18 protein-coding genes and 1 tRNA gene are annotated in these 19360 nt (G+C 68.2%); 10 read left to right on the top strand and 9 right to left on the bottom strand.

Features of this window, described 5'->3' with window-relative positions; all coding sequences use genetic code 11:
• Positions 1-199: 199 nt before the first annotated feature.
• Positions 200-1210: a LacI family DNA-binding transcriptional regulator gene (locus tag ACHAA3_RS12755; RefSeq protein WP_435709399.1), complete on the top strand. Its 1011-nt coding sequence runs from the start codon at positions 200-202 to the stop codon at positions 1208-1210.
• A gap of 123 nt (positions 1211-1333) precedes the next feature.
• Here ACHAA3_RS12755 and ACHAA3_RS12750 read toward each other — a convergent pair whose 3' ends face one another.
• The gene (locus ACHAA3_RS12750; RefSeq protein WP_435709398.1) at positions 1334-1819 is read right to left on the bottom strand and encodes a MarR family winged helix-turn-helix transcriptional regulator; all 486 of its coding nucleotides are present in this window, start codon (positions 1817-1819) and stop codon (positions 1334-1336) included.
• 62 nt (positions 1820-1881) lie between these two features.
• Here ACHAA3_RS12750 and ACHAA3_RS12745 point away from each other — a divergent pair, with 62 nt between their 5' ends.
• The 6 genes from ACHAA3_RS12745 (at position 1882) to ACHAA3_RS12720 (ending at position 7056) form a co-directional block, all read left to right on the top strand.
• A complete protein-coding gene (locus ACHAA3_RS12745) occupies positions 1882-3090 on the top strand; it encodes an FAD-dependent oxidoreductase (RefSeq protein WP_435709397.1) in 1209 nt (402 codons plus the stop codon).
• A complete protein-coding gene (locus ACHAA3_RS12740) occupies positions 3083-3502 on the top strand; it encodes a hypothetical protein (RefSeq protein ID WP_435709396.1) in 420 nt (139 codons plus the stop codon). Before ACHAA3_RS12745 ends, ACHAA3_RS12740 begins: the two co-directional genes overlap by 8 nt.
• Positions 3499-5016, top strand: coding sequence for a multicopper oxidase family protein (locus ACHAA3_RS12735; RefSeq protein WP_435709395.1), 1518 nt, complete (start codon positions 3499-3501; stop codon positions 5014-5016). The genes ACHAA3_RS12740 and ACHAA3_RS12735 overlap by 4 nt, the downstream gene beginning before the upstream one ends.
• 135 nt (positions 5017-5151) lie before the next feature.
• Complete coding sequence (locus tag ACHAA3_RS12730; RefSeq protein WP_435709394.1) at positions 5152-5451, top strand: hypothetical protein; 300 nt, start codon at positions 5152-5154, stop codon at positions 5449-5451.
• Between the two features lie 499 nt (positions 5452-5950).
• On the top strand, positions 5951-6805 hold the full coding sequence (locus ACHAA3_RS12725) for a hypothetical protein (protein ID WP_435709393.1): 855 nt from the start codon (positions 5951-5953) through the stop codon (positions 6803-6805).
• Between the two features lie 59 nt (positions 6806-6864).
• Positions 6865-7056, top strand: a complete 192-nt coding sequence (locus ACHAA3_RS12720) for a hypothetical protein (RefSeq protein ID WP_435709392.1) — start codon at positions 6865-6867, stop codon at positions 7054-7056.
• On the opposite strand, the gene ACHAA3_RS12715 is transcribed toward ACHAA3_RS12720, so the two are convergent.
• The 6 genes from ACHAA3_RS12715 to ACHAA3_RS12690 all read right to left on the bottom strand — a co-directional run bounded on the left by ACHAA3_RS12715 (position 7045) and on the right by ACHAA3_RS12690 (position 13240).
• Positions 7045-7121: transfer RNA gene (locus ACHAA3_RS12715), tRNA-Pro, on the bottom strand. The genes ACHAA3_RS12720 and ACHAA3_RS12715 overlap by 12 nt on opposite strands.
• A gap of 69 nt (positions 7122-7190) precedes the next feature.
• The gene (locus ACHAA3_RS12710) at positions 7191-8057 is read right to left on the bottom strand and encodes an acyl-CoA thioesterase (protein ID WP_435709391.1); all 867 of its coding nucleotides are present in this window, start codon (positions 8055-8057) and stop codon (positions 7191-7193) included.
• Between the two features lie 13 nt (positions 8058-8070).
• Positions 8071-8988, bottom strand: a complete 918-nt coding sequence (locus ACHAA3_RS12705) for a PAC2 family protein (protein WP_435709390.1) — start codon at positions 8986-8988, stop codon at positions 8071-8073.
• 56 nt (positions 8989-9044) lie between these two features.
• Positions 9045-10931, bottom strand: a complete 1887-nt coding sequence (gene dxs / locus ACHAA3_RS12700) for a 1-deoxy-D-xylulose-5-phosphate synthase (RefSeq protein WP_435709389.1) — start codon at positions 10929-10931, stop codon at positions 9045-9047.
• 49 nt (positions 10932-10980) lie between these two features.
• Positions 10981-11496: a flavin reductase family protein gene (locus ACHAA3_RS12695; protein WP_435709388.1), complete on the bottom strand. Its 516-nt coding sequence runs from the start codon at positions 11494-11496 to the stop codon at positions 10981-10983.
• A 61-nt stretch (positions 11497-11557) separates the two neighbouring features.
• A complete protein-coding gene (locus ACHAA3_RS12690; protein ID WP_435709387.1) occupies positions 11558-13240 on the bottom strand; it encodes an alkaline phosphatase D family protein in 1683 nt (560 codons plus the stop codon).
• A 181-nt stretch (positions 13241-13421) separates the two neighbouring features.
• Here ACHAA3_RS12690 and xylB point away from each other — a divergent pair, with 181 nt between their 5' ends.
• Genes xylB through ACHAA3_RS12675 form a run of 3 tightly spaced genes read left to right on the top strand, consistent with a single transcriptional unit; the run spans position 13422 to position 17177 of the window.
• Positions 13422-14801, top strand: coding sequence for a xylulokinase (xylB, locus tag ACHAA3_RS12685; RefSeq protein ID WP_435709386.1), 1380 nt, complete (start codon positions 13422-13424; stop codon positions 14799-14801).
• 19 nt (positions 14802-14820) lie between these two features.
• Positions 14821-16002 carry a xylose isomerase gene (gene xylA / locus ACHAA3_RS12680; RefSeq protein WP_435709385.1) on the top strand — a complete coding sequence of 394 codons (1182 nt, stop codon included), beginning with the start codon at positions 14821-14823 and terminating at the stop codon, positions 16000-16002.
• Positions 15999-17177 (top strand): ROK family protein, encoded by a 1179-nt coding sequence (locus ACHAA3_RS12675; protein ID WP_435709384.1) that lies wholly within the window; start codon positions 15999-16001, stop codon positions 17175-17177. The genes xylA and ACHAA3_RS12675 overlap by 4 nt, the downstream gene beginning before the upstream one ends.
• Here ACHAA3_RS12675 and ACHAA3_RS12670 read toward each other — a convergent pair.
• The gene (locus ACHAA3_RS12670; RefSeq protein ID WP_435709383.1) at positions 17149-18102 is read right to left on the bottom strand and encodes an aldose epimerase family protein; all 954 of its coding nucleotides are present in this window, start codon (positions 18100-18102) and stop codon (positions 17149-17151) included. The genes ACHAA3_RS12675 and ACHAA3_RS12670 overlap by 29 nt on opposite strands.
• Positions 18095-19360: an FAD-binding protein gene (locus tag ACHAA3_RS12665; protein WP_435709382.1), complete on the bottom strand. Its 1266-nt coding sequence runs from the start codon at positions 19358-19360 to the stop codon at positions 18095-18097. Before ACHAA3_RS12665 ends, ACHAA3_RS12670 begins: the two co-directional genes overlap by 8 nt.

The raw sequence follows: 19360 nt of genomic DNA, 5'->3' as shown, positions 1-19360 counted from the left end.
TCGGGCCCAAAGAGCGCTGGCGCGGCTCGGCGCCGCCCTGGTGCTCACCGTCTGTCGTCTGGGGATCCACTGGTGATCTCTTCCTGTTCGGTCCGGAACCGTCCTGTGGGGCGGGTCACATCATCGGTCGATCGTAAGAAGGTTGCCGAAACTGTGGCAAGTGGTTGCCAAAAGTTGCCAATCGTGATCGGATCATGGCGTGAAGCAGTCGACGATCTACGACGTCGCCGAGCGCGCTGGCGTGGCCACCTCCACGGTGTCGCGCGCCTTCGGAGTTCCCGGGCGCGTCAGCGAACGGACCCGGCAGCGCATCCTTGCCGCTGCGAAGGAGATCGGGTATGTCCCCAATCCGCACGCCAGTGCGTTGCAGAGCGGTCGAAAGCGAACGATCGCGATGGTCGTCGCCGACATCACCAACCCCCACTTCTTCGAGCTGATCCGAGGCGCCGAGCAGCGGGCCAAGGCCGCGGGCCACACGATGGTCCTGGTCAACGCCGAGGAGTCGCCGCGCATCGAGATCGAGCAGGTGCGTGGCCTGGTTCGTCAGGTCGACGGCTTCGTTCTCGCCTCGAGCCGGCTCTCTGACCAGGATCTGCTCGGGCTCGCTGCTGATCACGAGATCGTCCTGCTGAGCCGAGAACTTCCCGGGCTCACGAGCGTCACGCTGGACATGGGCTCGGGATGCCGACAGATCCTCGAACACCTCGTCTCGCTAGGGCACACCGAGCTGACGTACTGCGCCGGTCCGACCAACTCGTGGATGGGTGCCGCTCGCTGGTCCGCGTTGCGAGCGGGCGCCGAGGAGCAGGGCATACGCGTCCACCGCGTGGGCCCTTACACGCCCACTGTCGCAAGTGGAGGAGCCGCCGCCGATGCTGCCCTGCGCGCCGGGACGACGGCCCTGGTGGCCCACAACGACCTGCTCGCGATCGGTGTGATGCGCCGCCTAGCAGCGCGAGGGGTCCGGGTGCCCGACGACGTCAGCGTGCTCGGCTTCGACGACATGTTTGCGGCCGACGTCGTGACCCCGGCCCTGACCACCCTCGGTGGGCCGTTCGCCGGCGCGGGCCGACTGGCCGTGGAGCTGCTGCTCGGCAAGCTCTCCGCCGACCGCGGCGCGGACAACCCCGAGCAGACGCGCCTACCGACCGAACTGATGTTGCGCCAGTCCTCGGGGGTCGCTCCGGTCGGCGGTCGCCTCAACCGGTGATGCCGGGCTGAACTGCACCAGCTGCGTCCGTCAGCTCGCGATGCACGTCGTGACGCCAACGACCCCGATGAAAAGGTCGTACGCCGCCCGCAGAGCGCAGTCCGCGTTTGGGATCTTCAGGTGTCAGTCGATCCCTTCGGCCAGGGTTCGCGCCTCGGCCGCCTGGATGTCAGCGGCCCGGCGTTGATACCTGGCGATGAGCGCCAGGTCTTCGGTGGAGTACTCGGCCTGGATCTCGCCGAGGCGGGTCATCATGCCGATGAAGAGCTGACCGATCTTGGCTGCACCCTCCTGCGTGGCGACGATCGCGACCTTGCGTCCGTCACTGGGATGCGGCTCGCGTGTGACGAAACCCTTGGCTTCCAAGCGATCCAGCACATCGCTGATGGAGTTCTTCGCCATGCCGGTGTGCTCAGCGAGATCGCCCACGGAGGGGTGTTCGTGCCTGCGCACGAGCTCCAGCACCTTCTCCTCCGTCGTCCCGAGACCGACGCTCCTGGACAGGTTCGTGTGAAACAGGATCATCGCCGTGCTCAGATGCCGGCCGGACTCGGCCAGGGCTCGAAGCGCCTCGGCCCGAACGGGGTCCTCCTCCGTTGACCAACTCATGGCACGATGCTACCTTTCAATCGTTCGTACGAACGAACTGTCTATTCGACCAGGGATGTTCCATGAAGATTCTCATCGTCGGCGGCGGCATCGCGGGATCGACACTCGCATTCGCCTTGCGCAGAGCCGGTCTCGACCCCATCGTCGCCGAAGCACGCTCAGACGTCGAAGACACCGGGGGTGCGTTCTTGGCCCTCGCTCCCAACGGTGTCAACGGCCTGCTTGCACTCGGGCTCGGTGATGTCGTCGGCGCCGCGGGTGGATTCGAGCTGTCAGGTCTGGACTTCCACAACGCACGCGGACGTCGCATCGCCGAGCTGCCCGGCGAGGATGATCTGCGCGTCTACGGTGCACGCGGCGTCGTCCTCAGGCGGGCACGCTTGCATGCAGCGCTGTCCGCTCGAGCGCAAGAGCACGGTGCCACATTCCTGTTCGGCGCTCGCTTGGTCGAGCTCCGAGCGCGGCAGGACGGCTGGAGCGCAGTCTTCGACGACGGCCGCACCGTGGATGCCGATGTCGTGGTCGGTGCGGACGGGATCTGGTCGGCGGTCAGACGCCTCACCTGGCCTGAAGCGCCGGTGCCGTCCTACACCGGCATCGTGGACTGCGGCGGGTGGGCGCAGGTCCACCTGCCCGACAGCGTCCGCCAGCAGATGTACTTCGGTCACCGGGCGTTCTTCGGCTACGCCGTCAAGGACTCCGTGGCGTACTGGTTCACGAACGTGACACGCGAGGACGAGCCCGCGCGTTCGGAGCTGGACGGCCTCGACCAGGACGCGTGGATCACGACGATCCGCCAGCTGCATGCGCAAGATCCTGACCCCGTGCGTGCCGTGCTGGCGGCGGCGGACGGATCGCTGGGCGCGTGGCCGGTGTACGACATGCCGGAGCTGGCCGCGTGGAACACCTCCAACGTGTGCTTGATCGGGGATGCCGCGCATGCGGTGAGCCCGTCCAGCGGCCAAGGAGCGAGCCTCGCGATCGAGGACGCCGCCGCACTCTCCCGTCACCTGCGCGACGGGCCCGACACTGAGGCAGCGCTGGCCGCCTTCGTGCGTGAGAGGAAGGCACGCGCGGAGAAGATCGTGCGCTTCGGTCGTCAGATCGGCGATCGCAAGGTCGCTTCCGCCGCTGGGAACCTGTTCCGAGACCTCACCCTCGGGCTCTTTCTCCGGATGGGGGCGAAAGCCACCCAGGAGCAGTACGGCTATCGCGTCCCCCACCTGCCGGACCCACCGCACGACACTGCCTCAGGAGTGGGCCGTGCCTGAGGGACCTACCTTCACGACGCGACTGGTCCGGATTGTTCACGTCCTGCTCGTGGCGAGTGCGCTCGTCCACCTGGTGCTCGTGTGCGCACAGCCATTCCTGGCTGGCTGGAGTCTCGACGGCGACGGCGACGCCCTCGATCTGCACGGCATCAATGGTTCGATCATCGTCACGATCTCGATGATCCTGATCCCACTGGGCGTCCTGTGGTGGCGCCCCGGCCGAGGAACTGTCTGGGTACCCACGCTCGCGGTCGTCCTCTTCGCTGCTGAGACGTTGCAGCTCGGCATGGGATACGCCGACATCCTCGTCGTGCACGTCCCGCTCGGCGTCGGCGTCCTCCTCGGCTCGTTCGTCCTCTTGGGTCTGGCTGTCCGAAGCAAGCACCGTGCGAATCGAGAGGCCCAGCCATGAACGACCGTCGTCCTGGATTGGATCGCCGAGCCTTCCTTCGGCTCACCGCCCTGGGAGTCGGCGCTGGAGCGGTCGTCACCCTCACCGGATGCGGCACCTTCGACTCGCGAGGTCCGATCGACACGGTCGGGACGGTCGACTTCCGCAACCGGCTGCGCATTCCTCCGCTCGCCGAGTCCACGCAGCGCGACGGGACCACGGTCTTCAACCTCACCGCCCAGGCAGGGCGCACGGCGATCGTCGCAGCTGGCGAGACCGATACCTGGGGGATCAACGGATCCATGCTCGGCCCGACCCTGCGCGCCCGACGCGGCGAGACGGTGCAGATCAACGTCACCAACGAGCTCGACGAGGCCACCACCTCGCACTGGCACGGCATGCACCTGCCGGCCGCCTTCGACGGTGGATCCCACCAGACGATCCACCCGGGAGACACCTGGTCGCCGTCCTGGACGATCAACCAGCCTGCTGCCACCCTCTGGTACCACCCACACCCGCACGGTCAGACCGAACGGCACATCTACCGCGGTCTCGGCGGCCTGTTCATCCTGGATGACGACGACGAGTCCGCGCTCGACCTCCCCCGCGACTACGGCGTCGACGACATCCCCGTGATCGTCCAGGACAAGACCTTCGACGACCAGGGGCAGCTCGTCGAAACCTCCCGCCGCGACAACGGCATGATCGGCAACACCATCGTTGTCAATGGCACCGCCGGCCCTGTCCTCGACGTCACGGCCCAACGGACCCGGCTGCGGCTGCTCAACGCCTCCACCGCGCGAAGCTACTCCTTCGGATTCTCCGATGATCGCGAGTTCGCCATGATCGCCAGCGATGGCGGACTCCTGCGCGAGCCCACCCGGTTGACTCGCCTCCTGCTCACTCCCGGCGAACGAGCGGAGATCATCGTCGAGATGAGCGCAGGGCACACCACGACGCTGCGCTCCTATCCCCAGGACCTCGGCCTGTCGAGCAGCCGTAGCCGAAGCACGGGCGCCACCGACACGCTCGACATTCTCCTGCTGCAGGCCGGCGGGAGCCTCGCACCGTCAGAGGCCATCCCCTCACGACTCGCGACGATCGACCCGCTCGATGAGTCTTCGGCGGTCGAGACTCGTGAGTTCGAGCTGCGCAACGATCGCATCAACCGCGAGTCGATGGACATGAATCGCATCGACGACGTCGTCACCGTGGACACCACGGAGGTCTGGGAGGTCTGGAACGGCCACCGCCAGCCGCACAACTTCCACGTCCACGACGTCCAGTTTCAGATCCTCAGCATCGACGGCCGGGATCCATCGCCCGAACTGTCCGGGTGGAAGGACACCGTCTACCTGCCTCCGGACGTCCGGCTCAGGCTGATCATGCGATTCACCGAGTACACCGACCCGGCGATGCCCTACATGTACCACTGCCATCTGCTCTGGCATGAGGACCGGGGAATGATGGGCCAGTTCGTCGTCGTCGAACCGGGGCAGGAGCCGGGTCCCATCGACAGTGACCACGACCACTGACGATGAGCACCAGCAGCTGTTCCAGACCCTCACCCCTACCCGGCCGGTCACCGTGGAGGAGCTCGACGCGCTTGCCGCGCGGTCAGATCACGAGATGACCCGGATCACCCCTCCATGGTTCTGTGGTGGATGAGGATGGCGGTGTCCTACGTCGGGTCGGCCCTGCTCGGAGGTCTCGTGCTCGACCGCATGAGCGGTGACTTCGTCCCGGGACTGACCGTCGGCGCTTTCGTAGGTTCGGCCCTGACTCCGTGCGCGTTCCGACTGGTCATGGTGTCCCTGTCCAAGGACGACGTCGGCTCGGTGAAGAGGTTGTGGCAGGAGGCGGGCATCGAGTCGCCCGCCGGAGTGACCATGGCGGCCGCCGAGGCGCGGACGCTGATCGAGGCCCCGGGTACCACCTCGGGGGTCGAGACCAAGGCCGAGCGAGCCTAGGTCGCCGGTCGCCCGTGTCTGTGGCTCAAGTCCCGGACACATCGAGTGGCGGCAGCTGGTCCATTCGAGCTAGTTACGAGCCATTTGCTGCGGTTCGCGGATCTCGGACGGTAGGCGGTCCTAGTCTCCTGAGACCGGTACGTGCACCGCTTGGGCCTCCATTCGTCGTCACGGCTGTCAGTCGGTCAACATCACTACTGGGGGAAGCATGCTGCAAGTCGCACTTCGGCGCGGAGGGCTCCTCGCCGCCATCGTGATCGGGTTGTTGTTCCTGACGACTGCCGCCGGTTCCGCGCATTCTGGCGGGACGGACGCGAATGGCTGTCACGCAGGATCGCAGCCCTACCATTGCCATGGCGGTGGAAGTGGCGGCGGAGGCGGAAGTGGCAGTGGCAGTGGCAGTGGCAGTGGCAACGATCCGGCCCCCTTCGTCGACCCCGGCCCGAGCGCCGAAGAGCGGGCCGAGCTAGCCGAAGCGCAAACCGCGCTGTCTGAGGCCATGGACAGCCACGCCGTCAGCGAACCTCATGCCGCTGAGCTCCGTGACAATGTGGACACGGCGAAACGGACCCTTGAGGAGCAGCGGACCACCTTGGAGGGCGTCAACAGCCAGGCCGACCGCCACCGTGAAGAAGCTGAGAGTCTTCGCGCCGCCGTAATTTCTGAGCGGCAGGACGCTGCACAGCGAGTCGAGCAAGTCCGAGCCGACAACCTTGCCGCCGGGAACGTGCATGATGAGGACACCGCAGGCGCCGTGTTCGCCGCCAGCTTCCTCGCTGGTTTCGTTTTGCTCCCTCTTGCCAGATGGGTCGCCGGATTGGTCAGCCGGTGGCTGATGGTAGTTACGCTCCTGACCGGGACCATCGTCGCGTTCTCGCTTCTCGGACTCTCAGCGTCCCTTGGATCATTGGGGACGCGATTCACTGTCATCGCAATCAGCGGTTTACTGCTGTCCTTCGTCCTGATGTTGGTGCGGGTCTGGTTGCTCGCCGCCGTGCTCCCGAGGAAGTTCGGCATGACTCTGGTCGGCGTGGCGGCTGTCGTGGCAGTTCTAGTCATCGCGGGGATTGCAGGTACTGCCGAACCGGTGCCGCAGCAGGTCGTGCAGGCGGACCAGGCAATGGTTGAGGAAGCCCAGAAGGACCCGAAAGCCGAGGAATTACAGGAAGCACGGACGGCTGACGCAGCAGCAGCGGACCTCCAGGCCGATGTGGACGTCCTGATGAGCGATCTCGAAGACATCTCGGCCACAGTGAAAGAGTTAGAGGCCGACGCAACATCGGCCGACGCGAAGGCGAAGGCTGATCAGGATGCCGTTACCTCTGCTCAGGATGTCCTCGCCTCTCTCGAATAGCTACTACGTCCAAGGAAACTGATCCCCCGAGGCAGCCGCAGGCTGGTCGGCTTGACGACATGATCACCAGCATCCGCTTGCTTATCCAGGACCTCAACGTCAGAGTCGTCAACGCCGTCACCGGCGAACTCCTCCGCGAGCTGACCATCGACCCAACTGCGACGACCAACCCAGAAACCAAAAAGTCCCGAACCCGCTTTCGCAGGTTCGGGACTTTCCCATCTCTTGAGAGATCACCATGGTCGGGCTGACAGGATTTGAACCTGCGACCCCCTGACCCCCAGTCAGGTGCGCTACCAAGCTGCGCCACAGCCCGTGGTGCCGAGACGCGACTCTACCGCAGACGGCTCGGGCGCCCTTCATCGGCCACGGCGTGAGGAAACGCTCAGCCGTCGACGCGGCGGATCAGGCCCTCCTGGGCGACCGTGGCGACCAGGGTGCCGTCGAGTGAGAAGACGCGGGCCGTGCTGAGGCCGCGCGCGCCGGACGCCGAGGGTGAGGTCTGGTCGTAGAGCAACCACTGATCGGCCGCGATGGGCCGGTGAAACCAGATCGTGTGGTCCAGCGACGCGGGCTTGACCCGAGGCGATCCGATCACGACACCATGCGGCACCAGGCTGGCGCCGAGCAGGCTGAGGTCGCTGATGTAGGCGAAGGCGGCGTTGTGCAGGGGGCGCGAGGCCGGCAAGGTTCCGTCGGCCCGGAACCACAGGCGCTGGACGGCTGGCACCAGCGCACGCTGCGGATCGTCTTCGGGGCGGTTGTCACCCACGTAGCGGATGTCGAACGAGGACCACTCACGCTTCCAGCGCTCGGCGGCCTTCTCACCGGTCTGCGCCACGAGATCGCCCAGGGAGATGCTCTCGTCCGGGGAGGGCACCGGGGGCATCGCGTCCTGGTGGTCCCAGCCCGGCTCGTCGACCTGGAACGACGCGGTCATGTAGAAGATGATCTCGCCGTGCTGGCGAGCGGCGACCCGTCGCGTCATGAACGAACGACCGTCGCGGACGTTCTCGACGTCGTAGACGATCGGGATGCTCGGGTCGCCGCCCAGGATGAAGTACACGTGCATCGAGTGCACGAACCGATCGTCCGGGACGGTGTTCTGGGCGGCCATCAGCGCTTGGGCCGCGACCTGGCCCCCGAACACCCGGACCAGATCTGACTGCGCGGGTTGCGATCCGCGATACAGACCTTCCTCGAGCTTCTCGAGGTCGAGCAGATGGACGACTTCGTCAAGTGAGGCAGGCACGGTCGCCAGCCTACTAGTCGTCCTTGTTGTCCTGACGCGCCAAGAATTCCTCGAACTGATCGGCGATCTCCTCGCCGCTCGGCAGCTCCTCCTCGTGGGCCAGCAGGGATTCGGCAGCGCCGCGGGTGAACGCGTCGTACTGCTCCTCGAGACCCTCCAGCAGGCCCTCGCCACCCTGATCGTGGATCTGCTGCTCGATCTCGGCGCGCGTGGCCTCCTGGCGCTTGCGCAGCCCGGAGTCGTCGATCGCCAGACCCGTGCGGTCGGTCAACGCTTGCAGAAGGGCGATGGCGGCGTCGGGGAAATCGATCTGCGCCAGGTAGTGCGGCACGTGCACCACGTAGCCGGCTGCGTCGTGCCCGGCCTCGCCGAGTCGCAGCTCGAGCAACGACTGCGCCGATGACGGCACCGTGACCTCGGCGGACCACAGGTTCTTGCGGTCGACCAGCTCGGGACGGGTGCCGTGCGCCGTGATCATGGGCGGACGCGTGTGCGGCACGCCCATGGGCACCGCGCCGAGCCCGAGCGTCAGCGGGACGCCCAGGTCCTCGATGACCTCGCGCGTCTCGGCGACGAACCGTTCCCACATGAAGTCGGGTTCGGGGCCGGCCAGCAGCAGATAGGGAGTACCACCCGTGTCGCGCTGACGCACGATCTGCAGACGGGGCTGGTCATAGCTGCTGTACTGATCGGCCGAGAAGTTCATCATCGGCCGGCGCGCGCGGTAGTCCAGCAGCGCGTCGATGTCGTACTCGTGCACCACCTCGCCGTCGCCGCTGCTCAACTGGTCGGCCACCATGCGCGAGGCAGCGCCGGCACCGAGGAAGCCGTCGAGGGCATGGATCAACACCGGACCCTCTCCTGCTCCGGGTGTCGCTCGGGGCTCGGCGATGGGATCGGTCTGCTGGCGTTTCTGCGTCCACTTCATCATCGATCACAACCTCTCGTGCACGCGTGATATTCCGGTCGGAGGGTTCAGCAGGTCGGTCAGAGGCGACTGAGCGTGTCGGCAGCGACGGCGTCGGGCGTCAGGCCCAGGCGGGACAGGATCACGTCGCGCTTGGCGTGGTCGAGGAACTCCTGCTCGATCCCGTGCACCGCTACCGGCGTCTCGACACCCGCGGAGCGCATGGCAGCGGTGATCGCAGACCCCACACCGCCGTGCACGCCGTTGTCCTCCAGCGTCACGACCAGTCGATGATCTCCGGCCAGGTCGACGAGCGCCGGGTCGACCGGCTTGACCCACCGCGGATCGACGACGGTCACGTCATGTCCCGCAGCGCGCACCTGTTGGGCCACCTGACAGCCCAGCTGGGCGAAGGCGCCCATCGCGACGACGAGCACGTCGGCCCCGCCGTCACGGGAGAGAACATCGCAGCCACCGACACGATCGATCGCCTCGATGTCCTCGCACACCGCCCCCTTGGGGAACCGCACGACGCTCGGCGCGTCGTCGATCGTCACCGCCTCGCGCAGCAGCTCACGCAACCGGGTGCCGTCGCGCGGCGCGGCCAGGTGCAGGCGCGGCACGATCTGCAGCAGCGACATGTCCCACATGCCGTTGTGACTGGCCCCGTCGTCACCGGTGACACCCGCGCGATCGAGCACGAACGTGACGCCACAACGGTGCAGGGCGGCGTCGAGCAGCACCTGGTCGAACGCGCGGTTGATGAACGTGGCGTAGACCGCGACGATCGGATGAAGGCCACCCATCGCCATGCCTGCCGCGCTGGTCACGGCATGCTGCTCGGCGATGCCGACGTCGAAGACGCGATCGGGGAACTTGTCGGCGAACGCATCCAGGCCCACCGGGTACAGCATGGCTGCGGTGATGCCGACGACATCAGGGCGCTCGTCAGCGATGCGCACGACCTCGTCGCGGAACACCGAGGTCCAGCCCGCCGGTGCCACCGAGATGGCGTCGCCCGTCTCGGGGTCGAACGGCACCGACTGGTGCATCTGGTCGTTCTCGCGCTCGACCGCGATGTCGTAGCCGTGGCCCTTGGTCGTGAGCACGTGCACCAGCACCGGTCCACCGAACCGTTGCGCCTGGGACAGGGCGTGCTCCAGTGCCTCGCGATCGTGGCCGTCGACGGGCCCGATGTACTTGAGCCCGAGGTCCTCGAACATGCCCTGCGGCGCCAGAACGTCCTTGACGCCCTTCTTGATGGCGTGCAGCGCGTCGTAGGCCGCGGGCCCGATGCGTCCACCGCTGTTGAGCCGGTCGCGGATCGCGCTCAGCGTCGGCTCGTAGCGCGGGTTGGTGCGGATCTCGGTCAGCCGGTTGGCCAGCCCGCCCACGGTCGGGGTGTAGGAGCGGCCGTTGTCGTTGACGATCACCACGAGCCGACGATCGTGGTCTGCGGCGATGTTGTTGAGTGCCTCCCAGGCCATGCCGCCGGTCATGGCGCCATCGCCGATGACGGCGACGACGTGATCGTCCTTGCCGAGCAGCTGGTTGGCCTTGGCCATGCCGTCGGCGTAGGAGATGCTCGTCGAGGCGTGCGAGTTCTCGACCCAGTCGTGCTCGGACTCGGCCTGGCTGGGATAGCCGGACAGTCCGCCCTCGGTGCGCAGCGACTCGAAGTCGCCGGCGCGTCCAGTGAGCATCTTGTGCACGTACGACTGGTGGCCGGTGTCCCACACGATGCGGTCTCGCGGCGAGTCGAAGACCCGATGAATGGCGATGCCGAGCTCGACGACGCCGAGGTTAGGGCCCAGGTGGCCACCGTTGGAGGCCACCGAGGTGATCAGCAAGGAGCGGATGTCGGCGGCCAGCTGGGAGAGCTCCTCGTCCTCGAGCATCTGCAGGTCCACCGGCCCGCGCAGGCCCGACAGAACAGTCCTCGGGGTCTCCGCTCGGTCTTCGGCCATGCCCATCAGTCTATCGAGGTCGGTGAACCATGCCCGTTCGTGGGCCCGGTCAGTCGCGGTAGCGGCCGCGAACGTGGATCAGCGGATCGCCGTCGCCCACCTCGGCGTGCTCGACGACCCCCTCCACGAGCAACCGCCACCCGACCTCGCGGGGGTCCGGCTCGAGACGCAGACCGATCCACCCGGCCGACCCCTTCAGCACCGGCCCCCAGTCCGAGTCCGCCCACTCCCCCTGGGTGAACATGCCCCCCGGCGCGGGGGCCGCGCCGGCGAACACCTCGGCGAGGTACCGGTGCGGGCCGCCCAGCAGGTTCAGCACCACCGTCTGCGAACCCTGTCGATCGCGCAGCGCGTCCCAGAAGTCCGAGTCCTCATCGACCAGACCGAGGACACGGGCCGGCTCGCCCTCGGCCACGATCACCGAGGAGATCGTCAGCCCACGACGAGCCGAGCCGTCGCCGGTGGTCCAGACCGTGACCGGTGCCGCCATCCGGCCGCGCAGCTGCCTCAGCGGATCACGATCTCCGTCAGGCGTCGCAAAGGGATGGTCGGTGTGGATGGTCATGACTCGAGGCTACGGTCGCGGCGGGTCCTACGCCATGTCTTCAGGCCTGCTCCAGGCGGCGTCAGGGGCGAGCAGTCTCCCGCTCGATCGTCTCGCGGGTGACCTGCTCGTCGGACTGACCGCGTCGCGGCGTCGGGGCTCCGGCCAGCGGGTTGTCAGCGGTCTGATTGAGCACCGGCACACGATCCTCGATCTCGAACGTGGCGCGGGTGAAGACCGGCGCATCAGGGGTCTGGACCCGACCCAGGCAGCGGAAGTCGGCCGTCATGGAGTCCGGCGTGATGGTGGTGTTGACATAGCCACGCAGGTTGTTCTGGAACTTCAGATGAGGATTCCACTGCAGCCACGGGTGCGCCTGGGCGCCGGTGTCCGCACCGTCGCCCCCGGAGGTGATCGACGAGCAGACCAGCTCGGTGCCGACCGATCGGCTCGTCGGGTCGTCGTAGTCCAGCTTGAGCTCGTCGGCCCAGTGCGCGTGCACGTCGCCGGTCAGCACGACCGGATTGCGCACCCCGGCGTCGACCCACCCCTGAGTGATCCGATCCCGCGAGGCCGCGTAGCCGTCCCATGCGTCCATCGAGACCGACTTCAGCGGGCCGCCATCGGCATCGCGCTGACCGAAGAAGACCTGCTGGCCCAGCAGGTCCCACCGCGCCTGTGAGGATCCGAAGCCGTCGAGCAACCACTTCTCCTGCTCGGCTCCGGTGATCGACCGCTTGGGGTCGACCGCAGCCGGGCAGTCCGCCTTGTACCCGTCGCCGCAGCCCTGGTCGTCGCGGAACTGGCGGGTATCGAGCATGTGCAGGTTCGCCAGCCGGCCCCACTGGACCCGCCGGTACAGCTGCATCTGTGGGCCGCGCGGCACCGAGGTGCGGCGCAGCGGCATGTTCTCGTAGTAGGCCCGGAAGGCGGCCGCGCGGCGAGCGGTGAAGCCGCGCTGGTCCTCAGGGTTCTCCGGCACGTCGGCGGCCCAGTTGTTGTCCACCTCGTGATCGTCGAAGACCACGGCCCACGCCGTGACGGCGTGCGCCTCCTGGAGGTCGGGATCCAGCTTGTACTGGGCCTGCCGCTGGCGGTAGCCGGCCAGGGTCGTGGTCTCAGGTCCGTCGTGGTCACGCACGTTGCCGCCGGGCGCCACGTAGGCGTTGGCCGTGTACTCGTACTGGTAGTCGCCCAGGTGGAGCACCAGGTCTGGACGGTCCTCGGCGAGACGCCGGTAGGCCGTGAAGAAGCCGTGCTCGTACTGGGCGCACGAGACGAACGACATGGCCAGGGACCGGGGCATCTGATCGGGCCGCGGTGCGGTGACCGCCCGTCCGCTGCGCGAGCGGTGGAGCCCACTGGCGAAGCGGTACCAGTACTCCCGGCCGGGCTCCAGACCACGCACCTCCACGTGCAGGGCATGCGCACTGGTGGCGCGGGCAACCGTCGTTCCTCGGCGCACCACACGGCGGAATCGCTCGTCGGTGGCGACCTCCCACCTGACCGGCACCGGCATGCCGGGCATGCCGCCCAGGCCGTCCTCGGCCATCGGCTCGGGTGCGAGACGGGTCCAGATCACGAATCCGTCCGACTCCGGATCTCCGGCGGCCACCCCGAGCGTGAACGGATCGCGACGCAGCCGCATCGCCGACTGCGGTCGAGTGTCGGCGGCATGGGCCGCGGCTGCGGAGCCGAGCGGGACCATCGCTCCAGCACCGACGACGGACGAGTAGGTCAGGAACTGGCGACGTGTGGTGGGCATGGGCTCACTGTGTGTCGATCGAGATGAACCCCACCCGACCTGTACGCGATGTCTGGGCGTCCATCGGACGAAGCGCCGGACACCGTCCTCGGACTGTGCATGCAGCGACCGAGCCGTCATCCACCGAGTCGATCCCGTGCCTGTCCTTGACTTTGTTCGATTCTCGTACTAAATAGGTGTGGTGCCACTCACACCCGATCTCGTGCTGGGCGTCGACTCCTCGACCCAGTCCACCAAGGCCGTGCTGGTCGACGCCGCGACCGGCGCGATCATCCAGAAGGCGTCGGCTCCCCACCCCTCGGGCACCGCCGTCGACCCCCACGCCTGGTTGACCGCGTTCGACACCGCAACCGACCAGATGCTCGACCGGGCCTCGGCCCTGGCCGTGGGCGGACAGCAGCACGGCATGGTCGCGCTCGACGAGCACGACGAGCCGGTCTTCGACGCCCTCCTGTGGAACGACACGCGCTCGGCCGCGGCCGCCGACGATCTCGTCGCCGAGCTGGGCGGTCCGGCGGCGTGTGCCGAGACGATCGGCAGCGTGCTGGTGGCCTCGTTCACCTCGACCAAGCTGCGCTGGTTGCGCGACCACGAGCCCGATGCCGCCGCGCGCGTGCGCCGGGTCCTGCTCCCTCATGACTACGTGTCACGTCACGTCAGTGGCGGCGATCCCTTCACGGACCGGGGCGATGCCTCGGGCACCGGCTACTTCTCGACTCCCTCGGATGTCTGGCGGCCCGATCTGGCCGAGATGGCCCTGGGCCACGCCGTCGAGCTGCCGCGCATCGTCGCGTCGCGCGATGTCGCTGCCACCACCACCTCTGGCCTGGTCATCGGTGCCGGGACCGGCGACAACGCCGCGGCGGCCCTCGGCCTGGACCTGCAGCCGGGCGACGTCGTGCTGTCCATCGGCACCTCAGGCGTCGCCTCGGCCATCAGCAGCGTGCCGGTGGCCGACCCCACCGGTTCGGTCACCGGTTTCGCCGATGCCACCGGCCATTACCTGCCCCTGGTCGCCACGATCAACGCGGCGCGCATCCTCGAGCTGCAGGCACGACTCCTGGGCGTCGACCACGCCGAGCTGGCCCGCCTGGCCCTGGCCGCTCCCCCGGGCGCCCACGGCCTGACGGTGCTGCCCTACTACGACGGCGAGCGCACTCCCAACCGTCCCCAGGCCACCGGAACCTGGGCCGGGCTGACCACCTCGACCACCCGCGAGGACCTCGCTCGCGCCGCCGTGGAGGCACTCCTGTGCTCGTTGGCCGACGCCCTGGATCACCTCGTGGCCGCCAGCGGGCAGCCGGCGCAACGCATCCTGATGGTCGGCGGTGCCGCGCAGAACGCCGCCGTGCAGCAGATCGCCCCCGCCGTGCTCGGCCGACCCGTGATCGTCCCGGAGCCGGGCGAGTACGTGGCGCTCGGAGCGGCACGACAAGCCGCCTGGGCCCTGTCCGGCGCGACCTCTCCCCCGGCGTGGTCGGCCGTCACCTCCCAGACCTTCGAAGCAGAACCCACCCCTGACGTGCGCACCTCCTACGCGCAGCTGCGCCATCAGATCTGACCCACCAGAGAGGCATCACATGACCATTCCCACCCCCGCCCACATGGTTCCGAGTCCCGAGGACAAGTTCTCCTTCGGTCTGTGGACCGTTGCCTACGGCGGACGCGACCCGTTCGGCGAGCCGACTCGCGCCGACATGGATCCGGTCTACGCGCTCGAACGCCTCGCCGGCCTCGGCGCGTATGGCGTCAACTTCCACGACGACGACCTGGTGCCGTTCGGCAGTGACGACAGCACCCGCACCGCGATCATCGAGCGCTGGAAGAAGGGTCTGGCCGAGACCGGCCTGGCCGTCACGACGGCGACCACCAACCTGTTCGGGCACCCGGTGTTCAAGGATGGCGGCTTCACCTCCAACGACCGTGACGTGCGGCGTTTCGCCCTGCGCAAGGTGATGCGCAACATCGACCTCGCCGCTGAGCTGGGCGCCAAGGTGTACGTCTGTTGGGGCGGCCGCGAGGGCGCCGAGTCCGGCGCGGCGAAGGATGTGGCGGCCGCGCTGGACCGCTACCGCGAGGCGTTCGACCTGCTCGGTGAGTTCGTGACCGACAAGGGCTACGACATGACCTTCGCGATCGAGCCGAAGCCCAACGAGCCGCGCGGCGACATCTTGCTGCCCACGATCGGCCACGCCCTTGCCTTCATCGAGACGCTCGACCGGTCCGACCTGGTGGGCGTCAACCCCGAGATCGGCCACGAGGAGATGGCCGGCCTCAACGCCGCGCACGGCTACGCGCAGGCGATGTGGCAGGGCAAGCTGTTCCACATCGACCTCAACGGCCAGAGCGGTCCGCGCTACGACCAGGACTTCCGCTTCGGCGCCGGCAATGCCCGCGGAGCGTTCTGGGTCGTCGACACCCTGCTCGCCGGCGGCTACGACGGCCCGGTGCACTTCGACTTCAAGACGCCGCGCACCGAGGACGACGAGGGCGTCTGGACCGCGGCGAAGGCGTGCATGACCAACTACCTGATCCTGCGTGAGAAGGCACTCGGCTTCCGCGCCGATCCGGATGTGCAGGCCGCGCTCGAGGCCGCCCGCGTCCCCGAGCTGGCCATCGCGACCCTGGCCGAGGGTGAGGGGTGGGCCGATCTGGAGCAGGCCGAGATGGGCGATCCGGACGTCCTCGGCGCCCGCGGCATGGCCTTCGAGCACCTCGACCAGCTCGCGCTGGAGCACCTGTACGGGGTTCGCGGGGCGTGACGACCTCCGGCGGGGTCGAGGAGCTGAGGCGTCGCAACACCGGCCTGGTCCTCACCTCGCTGCGTCACGACGGGCCAGCGACGCGCACCGAGCTGGCCCGTCGCACCGGTCTGGCCAAGGCGACGATCGGCGCGATCGTCGGCTCGCTCGAGCGCGACGACCTGGTGGAGGACACCGACCCGGTCACCGACGCGGGCCCCCTCCCCGTCGGGCGCGGGCGTCCGGGCCGACCCGTCACGCTGACCGGCCGCACCGTCGTCGGCCTGGGTGTCGAGGTCAACGTCGACTACGTCTCGGTCGTCCGGATGGACCTGTCCGGCGAGGTCCGTGAGCACGAGACCGTGGCCGTGCTGGGTCATGCACCGCTCGACGTGATCGAGCAGCTCGTCCGGCACCACGCCGCTCAGGTGCAGGCTGCAGGACATCGGCTCGCCGGTGTGACCGCTGCCGTCCCCGGCCTGGTCGCCGCTGACGCCGCGACGGTGCGTTGGGCGCCCAACCTGCACTGGCGCGATCTGGATCTGGCGGCCGTCCTGCGCAAGGCGGCAGGTGACGACGTCGTGTGCACCATCGACAACGACGCCAACTGCGCGGCGCTGGCCGAGAGTCGGCACGGGGCGGCCACGGGCGCGGCCAACGCCCTGTACCTGACCGGAACGGTGGGCATCGGCGCCGGAATCCTGCACGACGGTGATCTGTTGCGCGGTGCGGCCGGATTTGCCGGAGAGGTCGGGCACCTGCCGTTCGGCGACTCGACCGTCACCTGCGCGTGCGGTCGGGTCGGTTGCTGGGAGACCCACATCGGGCTGCGAGCCATGCTGGCAGCCGTGAACATGCACGAGGAACACACGCCCTGGGAGAGCGCCGTTGCCGTCGCCCAGCAGGCGGGGTCTGATCAGGCGGTTCGAGCAGGTCTGGCCGTGGTCGGGACACGGCTGGGCCGCGGTGTGGCGGCTCTGGCCAGCATCGTCGATCCGGACGTCGTGGTGCTGGGCGGCTACTTCGTGCCGATCGCGCCGTGGTTGCTCCCGACCGCCGAGCAAGCCCTGGAGGACCACCTGCTCTTCGCCGACCTGCACCTGCCCGAGATACGACTCAGCTCGCTGGACCTGCGCGCGGCTGCGATCGGTGCGGCGGAGCAGTCGCTCACAGGCGTCCTGTCCGGAGGGCGCTGAACCGCCACCGGATGCGGGCCGTGTACTGCTCGCCCGGTCCCAGCCGGGCCGATGGCCAGTCCGGATGGTTGGGCGTGTCCGGAGGCAGCTGAGGCTCCAGTGCGACACCGCCCCGGGCGGATCCGGGCGGAAACTCCAGCGTGTGGACCTGGAGTCCCGGTTGGTCCGACCACACGTCGACGCGCGTGTTCGTCCGGGGCGCGCTCAGCTCGGCCGCGTGTCGCATGCCCGCACCGTCGATCACGAAGTTGTGGTCGATCCCGGCGGGAATCGACGTGAGCTTCCGCAGATCGAACCGGGTGTGCTCGACCGGCTCGTGCTCGCCCAGGGGCAGCGCGGCCTCGTCCACCGGCGTGTACTGCTGCGCGAGCACCCTCAGCAGATGGTGGTCGATCGGTCCCGCACCCGCGCCCTCGAGATTGAGGTAGGCGTGATTGGTGAGGTTCACGACGGTGGCTGCGTCAGCGGTGGCCTGCTGGGTCACCTCGAGACCATCGTCGTGGACCGCATAGCGGATCCGGAGGTCGAGGACGCCGGGAAATCCCTGGTCGCCGTCCGGACTGGTCAGCGCGAAGGTGACGGAGTCCGGTCGGTGCTCCACGATCGCGAAGTTTCGTCGATCGAGTCCGTCCGGTCCCCCGTGCAACGTGTTGCCGCGGTCGTTGGTGGCCACCTGCACCGTCTGTCCGTCGAGCTCGAAGCGACCGCCAGCGATGCGATTGGCGTAGCGTCCGATGGTCCCGCCGATGTAGAACGGTGACGTCAGGCGGTCCTCGACGCGGTCGTGTCCCAGGGCGACGTTGCGTCGGCGACCGTCGCCGCAGACGATGTCCAGGCGGTGGATGGCCGCTCCGAGAGTGAGCAGGTCGACGACCGGTCCGGGTTCGGCACCGATACGCACCACCTGCACGTCGCCGTCACCCACGGCCGAGCACCCGCTGCAGGAAGGCGTTGTCGAACGTGCCGGTCGGGTCCCAGCGGTCGACCACGTCGACGAAGGCGTCGAACTGCGGATACGCCGCGCGCAACGCCGCCCGATCGGCGGCGAAGGCCTTGCCCCAGTGCGGGCGAGCCCCGAGCGCCAGCAGCGGTTCCTCGATCACCGGCAGCACGGCGGCGACCTCGTCAGGGAGACGGCGCCACGTGAAGTGCAGGGCCAAGCTGTCACGACCGCCGGCCGGGCTGAGCCACGCTCGGTCGGGCGCGACGCGGCGGATCTCCGCCACGTGCAGCAGTGGCTCGATGCGAGGACCGAGCGACCGCATCGCCTCGATCGCAGCCGTGGCGTTCTCGACGTCGATCAGGTACTCGGACTGGATCTCATCACCGCGTCCGGGCTTGAAGCCGTGCCGGAAGTGCGGCAGTCGATCGTGGGAGCGGCCGATCGAGCCGAGCTGGTCGTTGACGTTGTCCGAGGCGGTCTCGGGCAGCGGGTGCACCGTGCTGATGGCCGCAGTGGCGCCCAGCTCACGCAGGTCGAGGACTGCGGGCTCTCCGATGAGCTCCTTGACCCAGACCTGCCGCACCTCGTCGGAGTCGTAGCGGGTGAACAGACTGACGCTGTAGGCGCTGGACATCACCTCCTCGAGCCGGGGCAGCAGCGCCGCCCAGCGCAGGTTCTCGTGCACCGTCTGGGAGACCTCGAATGCCGGCACGCATCGCTGGGTGACCCGGTGGACGATCCCGAAGGCGCCCAGACCCACCACCACGGCGTCGAAGTCGGCGTCGGCCTCCTCGACGGGACGCAGCTCGCCTGTGGCATCGACCACCTCGAGGGCCACGACGTTCGCCGAGAGCGCCGCATTGCGACTGCCCGATCCGTGGGTCCCGGTCTGGATCGCTCCGGCCACCGAGATGTGCGGCAAGGAGGCGAGATTGGGCAGGGCGAGGTCGTGGCCGTCCAGCGCGAGTGAGAGCTCGGAGTGCGTCAAGCCGGCCGAGCTGGTCACCAGGTGACGCTCGGCGTCGACCTCCAGGTGCCGCGGCATGCGGTCGAGGATCACGTGGACGCCGTCGGTGTCCGCGATCTCGTTGAAGGTGTGACGCGACCCCAACGCCTTGACGCGATCGTGACGGGCCACCACGTCCTGCAGCTCGCCCAGATCGCTCGGGTGGACCTGCTCAGCGGCGTGATACGTGACATTCTGCGACCAGTTCTGCTCCCCCACCTGCTGCTCCCCCAC

The sequence above is a fragment of the Aeromicrobium sp. CF3.5 genome, assembly GCF_051262695.1.
Classification (GTDB): domain Bacteria; phylum Actinomycetota; class Actinomycetes; order Propionibacteriales; family Nocardioidaceae; genus Aeromicrobium.
Note: the sequence above shows the minus strand (reverse complement) of the source record. Positions and strands in the feature narration are given on the sequence as shown.

Coding starts and splice junctions, on each gene's coding strand:
- ACHAA3_RS12705 (WP_435709390.1), bottom strand. CDS start 8,988: ATGATGAAGTGGACGCAGAAACGCCAGCAGACCGATCCCATCGCCGAG.
- dxs (WP_435709389.1), bottom strand. CDS start 10,931: ATGGCCGAAGACCGAGCGGAGACCCCGAGGACTGTTCTGTCGGGCCTG.
- ACHAA3_RS12690 (WP_435709387.1), bottom strand. CDS start 13,240: ATGCCCACCACACGTCGCCAGTTCCTGACCTACTCGTCCGTCGTCGGT.
- ACHAA3_RS12745 (WP_435709397.1), top strand. CDS start 1,882: ATGAAGATTCTCATCGTCGGCGGCGGCATCGCGGGATCGACACTCGCA.
- ACHAA3_RS12695 (WP_435709388.1), bottom strand. CDS start 11,496: ATGACCATCCACACCGACCATCCCTTTGCGACGCCTGACGGAGATCGT.
- ACHAA3_RS12725 (WP_435709393.1), top strand. CDS start 5,951: ATGGACAGCCACGCCGTCAGCGAACCTCATGCCGCTGAGCTCCGTGAC.
- ACHAA3_RS12735 (WP_435709395.1), top strand. CDS start 3,499: ATGAACGACCGTCGTCCTGGATTGGATCGCCGAGCCTTCCTTCGGCTC.
- ACHAA3_RS12720 (WP_435709392.1), top strand. CDS start 6,865: ATGATCACCAGCATCCGCTTGCTTATCCAGGACCTCAACGTCAGAGTC.
- xylA (WP_435709385.1), top strand. CDS start 14,821: ATGACCATTCCCACCCCCGCCCACATGGTTCCGAGTCCCGAGGACAAG.
- ACHAA3_RS12730 (WP_435709394.1), top strand. CDS start 5,152: ATGGCGGTGTCCTACGTCGGGTCGGCCCTGCTCGGAGGTCTCGTGCTC.
- ACHAA3_RS12750 (WP_435709398.1), bottom strand. CDS start 1,819: ATGAGTTGGTCAACGGAGGAGGACCCCGTTCGGGCCGAGGCGCTTCGA.